Annotated in this window: 12 protein-coding genes; all 12 read left to right on the forward strand. The window is 46.2% G+C overall.

Annotation, left to right across the window (positions count from 1 at the left end):
* Positions 1–162 precede the first annotated feature (162 nt).
* The 12 genes from ASD24_RS11675 to ASD24_RS11730 all read left to right on the forward strand — a co-directional run bounded on the left by ASD24_RS11675 (position 163) and on the right by ASD24_RS11730 (position 12,805).
* Positions 163–588, forward strand: a complete 426-nt coding sequence (locus tag ASD24_RS11675) for a hypothetical protein (protein ID WP_056695746.1) — start codon at positions 163–165, stop codon at positions 586–588.
* Positions 589–718: 130 nt separating this feature from the next.
* Positions 719–1,174: a J domain-containing protein gene (locus ASD24_RS11680; protein ID WP_056695751.1), complete on the forward strand. Its 456-nt coding sequence runs from the start codon at positions 719–721 to the stop codon at positions 1,172–1,174.
* A 234-nt stretch (positions 1,175–1,408) separates the two neighbouring features.
* Positions 1,409–1,954, forward strand: coding sequence for an FHA domain-containing protein (locus ASD24_RS11685; RefSeq protein WP_235540531.1), 546 nt, complete (start codon positions 1,409–1,411; stop codon positions 1,952–1,954).
* A gap of 43 nt (positions 1,955–1,997) precedes the next feature.
* Entirely contained in the window at positions 1,998–2,531 is a 534-nt protein-coding gene (locus tag ASD24_RS11690) for an FHA domain-containing protein (RefSeq protein WP_056695758.1), read from the forward strand.
* Positions 2,516–3,397: a PP2C family protein-serine/threonine phosphatase gene (locus tag ASD24_RS11695; protein WP_235540532.1), complete on the forward strand. Its 882-nt coding sequence runs from the start codon at positions 2,516–2,518 to the stop codon at positions 3,395–3,397. The genes ASD24_RS11690 and ASD24_RS11695 overlap by 16 nt, the downstream gene beginning before the upstream one ends.
* Positions 3,398–3,437: 40 nt before the next feature.
* Positions 3,438–5,243, forward strand: a complete 1,806-nt coding sequence (locus ASD24_RS11700; protein ID WP_056695761.1) for a SpoIIE family protein phosphatase — start codon at positions 3,438–3,440, stop codon at positions 5,241–5,243.
* On the forward strand, positions 5,243–6,535 hold the full coding sequence (locus ASD24_RS11705) for a hypothetical protein (RefSeq protein ID WP_056695765.1): 1,293 nt from the start codon (positions 5,243–5,245) through the stop codon (positions 6,533–6,535). Before ASD24_RS11700 ends, ASD24_RS11705 begins: the two co-directional genes overlap by 1 nt.
* Positions 6,536–6,542: 7 nt before the next feature.
* Entirely contained in the window at positions 6,543–7,232 is a 690-nt protein-coding gene (locus ASD24_RS11710; RefSeq protein ID WP_056695768.1) for a hypothetical protein, read from the forward strand.
* Positions 7,233–7,263: 31 nt separating this feature from the next.
* Complete coding sequence (locus ASD24_RS11715; protein ID WP_056695771.1) at positions 7,264–9,915, forward strand: hypothetical protein; 2,652 nt, start codon at positions 7,264–7,266, stop codon at positions 9,913–9,915.
* 31 nt (positions 9,916–9,946) lie between these two features.
* Positions 9,947–10,720, forward strand: coding sequence for a hypothetical protein (locus ASD24_RS11720; protein ID WP_056695773.1), 774 nt, complete (start codon positions 9,947–9,949; stop codon positions 10,718–10,720).
* Between the two features lie 28 nt (positions 10,721–10,748).
* A complete protein-coding gene (locus ASD24_RS11725) occupies positions 10,749–11,384 on the forward strand; it encodes a hypothetical protein (protein WP_056695775.1) in 636 nt (211 codons plus the stop codon).
* Positions 11,381–12,805, forward strand: coding sequence for a contractile injection system protein, VgrG/Pvc8 family (locus ASD24_RS11730; protein WP_056695777.1), 1,425 nt, complete (start codon positions 11,381–11,383; stop codon positions 12,803–12,805). Before ASD24_RS11725 ends, ASD24_RS11730 begins: the two co-directional genes overlap by 4 nt.
* Positions 12,806–12,851: the final 46 nt, after the last annotated feature.

Raw genomic sequence — 12,851 nt, forward strand, 5'->3', positions numbered from 1 at the left:
AATAGTGTATATAGTTCTTCAAACAACGTATTGAAAACATGAATTTGGTGTTAGAGGCTGCCTTTACCGGCTTGCCTTTATACATATATTTCGTTGTCTTTCCTCAGATTTTGAAGCAGGATGGCGGACACATTTTTCCTAATCTTAAGGAGGTTTTTATTAATGGGTTTTGTATTGAAAGTAGAAGGCGCAGAAACAATCGAATTGGGAATGGATAATATCCGTACAGTCGTATACGACACAGATACGCCGGATGATTCCAATGCACGCTCCACAGATGTGGGCGCAACACTGCGCATTAGCGGCAAAATCATTACAGCAACGGATGGTGACAACGCAGATGACACGATGAAGTTGGCGCTGTGGTCCCTCGTTCCTGCTGAAAAAGCAGATTGCTACCGTAAAGTAACGCTGGAAGTTGTTGCAGCTGACCAAGTGGTACGCAAAATTTACATGCCTAATGCTTTTGTAGTGGATTACACAGAGCGTTTCGGAGATACCGAAGGTGTGGGTGAATTCAGCTTGTTCATCAAACAGAAAAAAGACAAAACTGAGTTCACGAAAATTGAAGGTGGCTTCCCGGTTTAATTAGGAAACCTCTGATGTCCCAGACAAGTGCTATCGGCACTTGCATGGAACAAGCATCATAAGTTAAGGGGCCTTGTGCCCCTTAATCTTTATTTTGCACTGATAACAGTAAGGAAGGAGGAACAATCAAATGAGTGATTTTTATGCTGTTCTTGGCGTAAGTCGAGATGCTTCGCCTGAACAGATTAAGAAGTCTTATCGCCAATTAGCCAAAACGTATCATCCTGACGTGAATGGTGGTGATGCTCAGGCCGAAGCGCGCTTTAAGCAGGTTCATGAGGCTTACAGCACCCTTGGCAATCCAGAGCTTAAGGCTGCGTATGACCAACAACCTCGATCTGGAGGAAGTAGTAGCTCCAAGGGAACAGGCTCCAATCATGCAACAAGGGAAAACCATGCAGCTTCCGGAGGAAATCAGGTAACTGGCTGGTCAGATCCTTCGCGAATGCATGAGCAATTTGAACAGTTTTTTGGGATTCGACCAAAGGGGAAAGAAAGTCCGAACAGTGGGAATAAAGCCGATTCTCATAAGGGAATGGATATGTCCGCCATGTTTGACCGTTATTTCGGAGTTCGAAAAAAGTAGGATGTTAAACAATTTATAAGTGCGTGTTCAAAAAGGTCGGTTTTCAGTACCGAGAAGATGGAATGAAGAATAGAAATGGAGTAGCGGAGCGTAGGCAAAACTACGTGAGCAACGGACATTTCGGCTGAATTCCAACTTCGATGATGAGATGCCGACAGGCATCCTTCGTAATCAAAAGCGGACTTTTTGAACAACCTCTATAAGTGATTCTGATTCAGGCGGAGGTTATGAAAAGTGAGACAAGGAAGGTCGGTATTGACGATAGGGCTTGATGCATGTGTCGCCATCATTTCGTTAACCGTGCTATATTACATATTTTTTGTGAACCGGGATATGGGTGCCCAGTGGATTACTGGAAGCATCGTGATTCTCTCGGGAGCGGCTTATCTGTTTTTTAAATACATGCCTGCTACCAAGGCGGAAAAGAAGAAACTATCCTCACGCGTTGTAAAACTCGTACTGCTCGATGATGACGGAACAAGTGTGAAGGAATGGTACATCCAGGGTGAGACCAGTGTGCTTATCGGTAAAAGTTCGAAACATAGTGAGGCAGACATCGATCTGTCAGATACACCTTATGCATCTCTAATCAGTCAACAGCATGCCGTGCTTAACAAAGCATCAGGCCAATGGTTTATCGAGGATATCGATTCGGCCAGTGGTGTAGGTGTGCGTAAGGGCAATCAGAGCCGAGCATCCAAATTGGAAATCGAGGAACCCAGTCTAATTGAGGCGGGGGATTTAATTTATATTGCCAATACCCGAATTCTGGTGAAATGACGTTGGCGTACCATCATACAAGCTTACGGGGGAATGAAACGAAATGAGTCTGACAAGATGCGGAAACGGACATATGTTCAGCATGAGACGGCACGGGAATACGTGTCCATATTGCAATCTAGCAGTGGAATCACCAGCTTCAAGTAGTAGTGATGGGGCGGGTGCAATCCCGCGGGCACCTCGTACATCTGAGGAAGACAAAACCATGCCGTATTTGGGAGAAACGACGGGGATTGAACCAGTAACAGGCTGGCTCGTGTGCATTGAAGGTGCACAGATGGGTCAGGATTATCGGATTATGGCAGAGAAGAACTTTATCGGACGTTCAGAAGAGATGCATGTTCGCATCCTCGGAGATAACACCATTTCTCGGCGTAATCATGCGGTGATCGTATATGATCCCAAAAAGAGAAATTTCTACTTGCTGCCCGGTGATGCCTCTGGCCTTGCGTATCACAACAATGAAGCGGTCTATTCTCCGGTGGAACTGGCTGCATACGATGTCATTCAATTAGGTCGAAGCAAATTCATCTTCATTCCATTGTGCGGTGTGCACTTTGAATGGGAGCAGCAGTGAGTACGTTCATGATTCTCTGGAACGACAAGGAGCTAACCCCTTATTGGGTGATCTTAGCAGGTTGTCTGTCCATTGGATTACTATTATTCGTCCGAAGCCGGATTCCGGTAAGGCAGCGTGACGATAGACCCGTTGGAGTTCAGATTGGGAATGGACAGACCATCGGAGCCCGAAGTGAGCAAGATGATTATTTTGCCTGTGCTGTAGAGCCCTATGGCGTGCTTGCGGTACTTGCTGATGGAATTAGTGGATTATCGGGTGGAAAGGTTGCGAGTACGACAGCCGTTGAAACCTTCATCCGTGAGTTTGAGGCACTGGATCGATTCCCAGATCCGGACGAGTTCTGGAGCGAGTCTGCACATTTAGCGAATCAAGCTATTCTCCGTAATCTGCTTGGTGTTCCAGGAGGCACAACCCTAGTTTCGGTCATGATTCGGGGGAGAAACCTCTATTGGGGAGCCGTTGGAGATAGTATTTTATCTGTATTTCGCCAAGGTGAACTTATTCCGATTAATCACAAACATACGCTGGAAAGTCAACTAGAAGAACAATACATGTCTGGACAGATATCGGAGCAGGAGGCACTGGATAACCCGCAGCGCAAAAGGCTGGTCAACTATTTGGGATACGACCATTTCAAGCAAATGGAAATCGCGGACGAGCCGTTTGCGTTGCATCCGGCGGACAAGATTGTGTTATGCAGTGATGGTGTATATAACTCGCTCACGGAGATGGAACTGGAAACCATATTGGCGCAAAGTATTCCGCCATTTGATGCTGCACAGGCCATTATTGATCTAATTGAAGAAAAACAGCTCGTGCATCAGGATAATGCCACGATTATCATTTTGGAGCAAGGATGGTAAGGGATAAGGCAACGCACAGGGACGGGAAATGGGGAGACGGATGAGGAAGGAGAACAGTGAATTTAATACAGCGTTTGTCTCGGAAGCGGGATCTTTCCTGAAAAATCGAGATTTCTACGGTTGTGTAGAACTGGAGGATTGGGCTTGTTATGTCATGGCAGATGGACTGGACACGGACACAGAGGTGAACAGTGCACAGATCACGGTGCAGACCATTCTTGAATCCTTTCTAGACAAACCGACGATGTCGAAACGCAGACTAACCGAATATATCAAGATCGCTCATGAATGGTTGCAGTATGAGAGCCGCCGGGTCAGACTCAAAGCGGGATTCGTCATTGTGGTCACAGATTATACACGTATGGTCTGGGCATCGGCTGGACATACCCGGTTGTATCATTTTCGAGGTAACCGTATTGCTCTGAAAAGCAAGGATCATAGTATGGCCGCCAAGCTTGCTGCGGAAGGACAGATTGCGGAGGATCGTGTAGATCAGCATGATGAACGCGGGAATCTAAACGAATATGCGGGCAAACCCGGTATGATTAAGCCTTATGTATCCGACAAAATCAAGCTTGCCGACGGAGATGTGCTTGTACTCTGTACGCCTGGTCTGTGGGAAGGTGTACAGGATGCCGAGATGATCGATGCCGTGGAGGGAGCCAATGATCCACAGACGCTGGCGGATACCCTCGAAGAAGTGATGCTGAGCAAGCAGCGTGCGCGAATCGAGAATTACAGTGCGGCTGCTATTTATGTGAACAAAATCTTTCACGAAGAGCCTAAGAATCGGAAGAAGTGGATTAAGCGGATTGCGATTATGTTAATCATGCTTCTCATTTTTGGTGGGGCGGGCATATTCTATGCGGTAAAAAGTGCAGCCAAGAAGGCTGAGTTAGTTGTAGATATGCTGCAATACGAGCAGAATGCTGACCAGTATGTGAAGGAACAGGAGTACGCTAAGGCGGTCTCGGATTACAGTCTAGCACGCAACAATTCTATTAAGGTCAAGGACCCGATACATAAGAAGCTATTTACTGAAAAAATGGCTGCTGCTCAGACGCTCGTCGATGGAGACGCTCATCTGAAGGAAGGCGATATTACGAAGGCAACGGCTAGCTATACGAAGGCACTCGAATTGACGGAGTCATACAGCATGTTCAATCGAGAAGTTATTTCAGAGCGACTGGAGCAAATGACGACCTTCCAACAAGTGCAGGATTGGATTACCGAAGGGGATCTGAAACTCCAGAACGGGGACTATAGTGGGGCTATTATTTTGTATAAACGAGCTCGAACAGCCGCAACGGAGACAGCTTATAAGGATGCCCTGAAGGAGATCGCCACCAAACTGGAGACGGCGGAGACGAAACGTGCAGATATCAAACGCCAGTCGCGCCAGCTTCAAGCAGATACGTTGGAACAGAAGGGTGATCGATTCAATGAAGCGGGCGATTATGCGGGTGCGCTAACAGCCTACGAGAAAGCACAGGAAGTGTATCAGGAGATTGATATGCTGGAACGTGTGCTGGCGATGGAACGCAAAATTAACAAGTTGGACGAAAAGCTCAATCCACCCGTACCCGCGGCTGACCTAAATACGGATACCGCGGGATTCGGATCAGCGGATATGTCAGGGATGAACACAGATCTGACTAACAACACAGGCGGGATGAACACGAATAATTCGGTGGGAAGCAGTTCTTCCAATACATCCAACACATCTAATACTACCAATGGTGACACGAATTCATCTGTAGGAACTGGAGCTACGAATGCGGTTAGCAATAATACAACTGAAATAGAGTCTGAAGAGCAGCCAACAACGGAAGGAGGAGATTCATAATGAAAGACATTATCCGTGACCGCCTCAATAAGATGGAGGATCTTGAACAACGCAGCATGCTAAAGAACCTCATGACTGGCGTTTTTCTGAATTTGGTGGAATATCAGGAGACGCTGAATAAGCAGATTGAGCAGCGTGTGTTCGATGAGGTTCTTCCGCAAGAGGAACGTCATGATGTATATGTCACGTTATGTGCACATGAAGATTTAGATCCGATTCATGAATTCTTATATCCGATTCTTCCCGAGGATGCTGTTCCTCAGAAGGTATACTTGAGCGAAGCATCAGAAGCCTTGTCACGCAAGGAAGACATGAAGTTATTTACATGTTATATGGAGTGCGGACATCGTGAGCTGCAATCTCTGTTACATAGTAATCGCACATTTCGCGGGGAAATTGTAACGAGTGAGGGTAGACATGCGATAACCGTTCGATTGAAACCAAGCACCGCATATATCTCCAAAGTTGAAGAGTTGTACCGAGTATTTCGTAAAAACAGCCTTCCTTGGAAGTCAGTTAATGCACCCTACATATTCAAATTCGTTGATTGTGTTCTGGTCAGTTCGGATGACGGTGACGAATGGGACAAACAACAAACCGTCAAGGAACTCTCTATCCATCTAGAAGAATTTGAGTCCTACAAACGAACGAATATGATTCCATTGTGGAACATTCAGAAGCTTGATATGAAAACAGGAGGCTTCCCTGTCCCAGCATCGGATCGAATTAATTATGAGCATGTATTACCACTCCGCAAAACAGGAACAGAGCACGGATATCTGGTTGATGGAGAAGAATCGCACATCCGGTATATCAAAAGATCAGAAGAGGAGATTACCATCGTATCTCCACTAGAAAAATCAGATTCTTGGACGGTGCTTAAGATAGCGGTGCCTGTTGCTACCCGAATTAGCAGGATGGACTACCCGCTATTTTCCAATAACAAACGGGAAGGTTTTGCTGGTAAGTATGCGCGTCAGGAGGGACGATCTGTTCGATCCAAAGGCGAGATTGCCCGCATGATTCATGCTTTTCAGTCGGCAGAAGGATTGGAACTAGAGGATGTGCAGGTTGTAGCACCTGGTTCGGGACTTGGGATAACGTATCCACTCAATGAATTTGTCAGTGATCATGTTCGTGTTGAGGCGGATAAACATCGAATGATTTTGAAGTTCAGCAAACATGGAATTCAGCCGGAGATGGCTATTTTCTTAGATGATTTGCTGAGCTTTCTCGTATCGGAAGTCCAGCTTGCCTTCCCGGAATACTGCTGTGAAGGGGAATGGGTGTGAGTATGGCATGAACTATATATGGGATCTCGTCATTCGAGCGAAGCGAAGTGGAGCTGATTTGCGCGATATTTCCTTTGTGCCTGCACGTGTGTACTCGCCTTACATGGAGCTCAGTCATACCAATCTGAATGCTTCAGGGGTAGAACGGACGATCGAAGTGAATCCGTATTATCGCTTTTTTGATATATTCCGAGATTTGTTTGATATCAACAATGAAGAACAGGTGGAATTACGGGAAGCGTTATTTGATCTGGTCATTCATTTTCTGGCGAATATGGATCTGATGCAAGGGATGAACAAGCGGGAGTACTACATTCGTTTCATTCTGAATGATATGCATTCGGGTGTATACGGTGAGCGAATTAAGCGGCGATTGGAGCTGTTTGGTCGAGAGGAGCAGGAAGTGATCGCTTGTAATATGCTCCGCTTGTACGATACGGGCGAGGCTGTACATCTTCTACGAGATACACTTGTTCGGATGTTTCCCCGCTCCACTCTATATGCCAATTGTGAGGAGAAGGACGAATTGCTCTTATATATTGGACAGGCGGAACGCACGGAGGCGAAGGAGAAGTTGGAGCTGATTCTAGAACTATTTTTGCCGGTTCGCTTCGATACGGAAATCTATTGGGGTCATCATTTTGGCATAATGGATGTGGACTATACGATGATACAGGACGGTATTGCGCTATATTAGCAGCGGTAGCAGTTGTAAGGAGGAAGCATAGATGAACGGTTATTCATACCGATTGTATCCTGACGCCACCGGCAGGGAACGAGCCAGAGGCACGATGCGTTATACGCGTGAAGAACTAATGGATATGACGACATTCCAATTGCGGAACATTTGTTACAAAGAGCGTTTAGTTGAGGGATTGGGGCCCAGAACGGAGCGCGAAGAGTTGATTCGGATCATTCTGAAATTTCTGGGGGCTGACGATGTATTGTGGATCGATCAGTCATATGATGGTGGATTTGAGCGCATCCAAAAGGCAATATCCCGTCATATGACAGCTCCGATGAGCAGTGATGGAGGAATCAGTGTTCCCGCAAGGCTTATTCTGTACGAAGGTTTGAAGGTGGACAAGCTGGATCAATACGTCGTCACCGCACCCGGAGGGTTAACGGAATCTAATGTGCTGTTAGTCAATGAGAGCATGGAGCTGTGTGGCATCTTTAACCTAGTTAAGGATGACACTGTAGCTGGTACTTTTTATCTAACGGCAGGCAGTGGATCGACTTGGAAGCGTTCGGGAAACAGACAGTACAGTCTTCTCTTTTTCCGTAAACGCGATTCGGAATATTTGTACCAGACGTATTACTCCAACCGCCCTCTTCCTCCGGTTCATATTCAATATACTCAGATTCCACTGGCTGATCTGGATATTCGGGAGCTTGAGCCAACAGAAGCTGTGCTTGCGATAGATTTTGGCACCTCCAATACGACGGCAGGCGCCTTTTTGCATAACGGTTATATTCAAGCACCCAGCAGTCAGGATCTGTTGAATGGACGGGTTCGAATGGATGCCATTAACTATGTTGCATTTCCTGATCCCACTTACAAAGCCACCGACTGGATTGAAGTGTTGCCTACGGCCATTGGTGTAGCAGATTGCTCCGATCCGGCAAATATTCGTTACGAATTCGGCTATGAGGCATTGCGAAGCATGCGTCGCGGAGGATACAGCAGCCGAGCCAGTGTGTTCCGGAGTATGAAGCGCTGGGTGAACAATTATACCAAGCTGGAAGAAATCGTCGATGTTCATGGAAATGCAGCTAACGTTTCTCGGATGGATCTGCTACGCGCGTATATGAGCTATATTATTCGAACCGCAGAGCATCAATTCAAGTGCAAGTTCCGCCATGTACATTTTACGAGTCCCGTGAAGATGAAAACACAGTTTTTGCAGATGTTCGGGGAGATGCTTCCAGACTATCAGATTGAACAGACTTATGCGCTGGATGAGGGGATGGCTGTTCTCTATAACACGCTTGCGGATGGTATGGAACGCGGGGTGTTCATGGAAGGGCAGATGTATCATGCACTTGTGATTGATTGCGGCGGTGGAACGACCGACTTGTCATCCTGCGCATTTACGATGGAAGACGGACATATGGCGTATAAGCTGGACATCCATACCACGTACGAAAATGGGGATACCAACTTCGGGGGTCACAACATTACATATCGCATCATGCAGTTTATGAAAATTGTATTCGCCGATTATTACAGTGGTCGTCGCCAAGTAACGGATATCGATCATTTAATTGAAGCACCTGGTGCAGATGTATTCCGCCAAGTGGACGAAGAAGGCGTGAAGTCCGTGTATCGGAAGCTGGAGCAGCGTTACGAGGAGGCAGAACAGATCATACCTACTGCTTTTGCACGTAGGGAGAACCGTTCACGGGATGAATACTTGCGGGTAAGAGGCAACTTTTATTTTCTGTGGGAAATCGCCGAAGAGATGAAACAGCAATTTTTCCGCAAAACAGGTATCCTACGTAATCGATTCCATTCCGAGATGGAAGATGATCGAGATAGTGATCTACAGATCACGACCATGGAACGATGGTTTCTGTCTGTGGAACGTGGTGGGGAACTGAAGGACGAGTACGAGTTCCCTGATGTTGTGTTCAACATCAAAGAGATTACTCAACTGATTAAAGCAGATATCTATGAGGTAGTGCGGAAGTTTCTGGATGACTTCTATCGGCAAGGAAAGATGAGTCAATACTCCATTATCAAGCTGACAGGTCAATCCTGCCGCATTGATGTATTTCGGGAAGCCTTGAAGGAGTTTGTTCCAGGCAGAAGCATTGAGTTTCGGCAAAAACCTGCGGAAGGACGTGTACCTGATCTCAAACTTGCCTGTCTCCGAGGTGCGATTCGTTATCTAAGTGCCCGCAAAACAGGTGCGGTTCAGGCAGAGATTACACATGATGCGGCTGTTATCCCGTATACCGTGAGCGCATACACCCACAACGGACGTGAAAAAGTGTTGATCAGTAGTCTGGATCGCAGTGACGGAATCCCTGGAAGCATATCTCGCCCGTTCGAGACAGCAGAAGTGGAATTATATCTGAGCGGAAACGATGGTCAACTGAGACAGAAATTTGTGTATTCCAATCGTCAGGATGCATATAAAGAGGTTCTGTACGAAGATATCCGTGCGCAATATGGAGACAAAATTCCGCAAGATGATACGGACTCCATCGTGAACGGAGAGACGAAGTTTTTTGTTTACCCGGATGATCGTCATTGGGGCTTCCACGTACTTCCTGTAGCTCGTAGAAATGAACGATTGTATCTTGGTTCGCAGAAGCTGCTCCCATTCGAGACGGACTTGTCCGAACTGGATTTTTTTGACGGAATGAAATGAACATCGTCAGCAGAAAGGAGGGGAAACGTTCATGTTCACGTATTCCTATCCCCATTTTCATAAAGGCAGAATTCTAAAGACATCAATGCTGGAGGAACTACGGGACTATCCCCGAGACTACATGGAATTGTACTACCGTAGTTACGCGGATGGTATCCTTGCAGGCGCAGAGGTGGAGGTACATCCGGACAAGCTGGTGGTTACTCCGGGAATGGTGCTGCACAAGGGAAGATTGTATATGTTAACCGAGTCTGCTGAACTGGAATATCAGGCTACGGGTAGGGTGAATGTGCTGAAACTTCGATTTACCGAGGATGAGAAGCTAAGTGACATGACAGCCAGTCATGCAGAACTTCGGCTGGATGAGGAGGCTACCTGTGATTCCAGTGAAATGGAGCTCGCACGGTTCAAGCTAAAGGAAGGCGCCAGACTCAGGCGGGATTATCAGACCTTTGCCGATCTAGCAACAGAGTTCAACACGCTTCATGTTATTCATGTCGCATATGCTGCGGAAGGTGTTAGCACATTATCCCCTCTCGTTATGAAAGATTATGCAGAGAGATTGCTTCGCACAGGAACCTCCGATCCCCAGGATCTGATCTTTGCCATGATGTGTCTGAACGAAGGCACAATTGCACGAACCGTCATCCTGCATCACATTGCGAATCGGTTGGGACTCGAGTACCGGGAGTATGACAACGCACAGATCCATCGATATCTAGACCGCATATTGGCGAATGCTGGCCGCGGATCAGGTCGCTCGGGTATGCCGGTGGGCGGGCCACATCGGATGATTGTGGATTGAATTTGGAACAGCAAGGGAGGATGTAACAATGAAGCATTGGGATGAGAAGATTGTTGCAATGATGAACGGCATGAAAATGAATTCGGTTGAAGATGGTGATTATGGGCATATCCCAGAAGACCCTGAGCCGGATTTGAAGGCAGCTTTTCTACAAATTGGCGGCAACCCGTATTCTTTTCAAGAAACAGAACTGCTGGAAGGCAAGCTGTGGATGATGCTGCCTCGAACGTTCAAACCGATGTCTGAACAAATGATGAATATGAAGTACCCTTCACAACATAGACCAAGCACAATCTACACCAATGCCCAGGGCACGATTAATATCGCAGTGAACCATACGATGAATCCATTACCTGCAGAGGATCTACCGTTATTTAAACAGAGCATGATTCAGATATTGCGGCGAACGCAGAAGCTCACCAAGTGGTACGGGGATGGAGATCGCATGGTCGGAGGACGTGAAGCTGCGACTTGTGAATTTTTGACTCCGGTCGTAAACGCAAACTTATATCATTTGATGTTATTTACTTCTTTGGAGGATCGGGCACTAATCTGTACTTTCAATTGTACAGACCATGAACTGGATGACTGGCAGCGTGTGGCTTCAGCAATCATGAATTCGGTTCGATTTGAAGTCCATGACGAAAGGGATGCTGGAGAATGAGCATTGAAGCCTTATCTTACAAAAATGTGAGAGTGAGTCCATTTGAGGTAATTAGTCTTCGTGAGTTAACGATTACTAAACAGATGAATGAGCACGCTCGTGTGAGGTTCACGGGAATTGTAGATGAAGAGAAAAAGGATTCTTATGTACGGTTAAGTGGTTCCGATACACTTGTGGAGATTAGCCAAGTCGATGATGAAGGCAGTACATCTATATTGTTCAGCGGTCTAATCCTTAATGTTAGCGTTATGGTGCAGGGCGGCGTCTACTTACTTGAAGTCGAGGGCATCTCCCATACCCATGAACTCGATATCCGTAAGAAAAGTCGTTCTTTTCAAAACCACGGTATGACATATCCCCAGCTATTGGATCAGATTGCGGCTGGTTACTCTAATATCGATATTATGGATGCGGCGACGGACGGAGCAGCGATCGGAAAGTTTACTCTTCAGTATGAGGAGACGGATTGGCAATTTCTGAAGCGAATTGCATCTCGACTGCGAACAGGACTTATGCCTGCTTCCGTATTTGATACACCCAAATTTTATTTTGGTTTGTTCGATACTTCATCTAAAGGCAAGCTGCAGGATTTTAACTACAGAGTTCGCAAACGGATGGATAAGTTCCGATACACTTCTCAGAACACGAAGGTTGAGGTGGGTGAGGAGGACTATGTGTATTACGAGGTTGAGACGAACCGTGTACTTGATCTGGGAAATGCCATTGAATTTAAAGGCAAGCTGCTGTACGTATATGAAGCTTTTACGGAAATGAAAAATGGACTATTAAAGCACCGTTATACACTGAGTACTCACCGGGGTCTCAGACAAAATACATTTTATAACGATAAGATTATTGGGGTTTCCTTGCAAGGTGTCGTTATCGGTATTAGCAAAGATAAATTGAAGATACATCTGCAAATCGATCAAGCTCAGAATGAGGGTGAGGCACATGCTTTTCCTTACCAATCTGTGTATACCGCAGAAGGAAACAGTGGTTGGTACGTTATGCCGGAGAAAGGCGATCATGTGCGGGTGTATTTCCCTGGTAACAAGGAAGAGGAAGGGGTAGCTACAAGCTCGGTACGTCAGAACTCGGATGAGGGTGAGAGCAACAAGCTGAGCAACCCAGATCATAAATACTTCCGTACGGCAGCAGGGAAGGAATTGAAGATGACACCGGAAGAGGTGATTGTTACTGGCAAGGATGGGGAGATCTTTATTCGTCTCAGTGAAGGCGGGGGGATTGAAATTATTAGTAGTCAGCAGATCACGATCTCTGCTAAGGAAGATATTATGATGAATGCTGAGAAAAGCATTGTGTTCTCTGCGAAGGAAGAAATAAGTCTAACCTGCAAAGAGAGTAATATCAAAATGGATGGTACGACCTCTCTAGTAGGAACTGAATTGAAAACCAATTAAAACGCTAGTAACAAAGAGTATAAAGTGAAAAATGTTTACAATATTC

It is taken from the genome of Paenibacillus sp. Root52 (assembly GCF_001426865.1).
Classification (GTDB): domain Bacteria; phylum Bacillota; class Bacilli; order Paenibacillales; family Paenibacillaceae; genus Paenibacillus.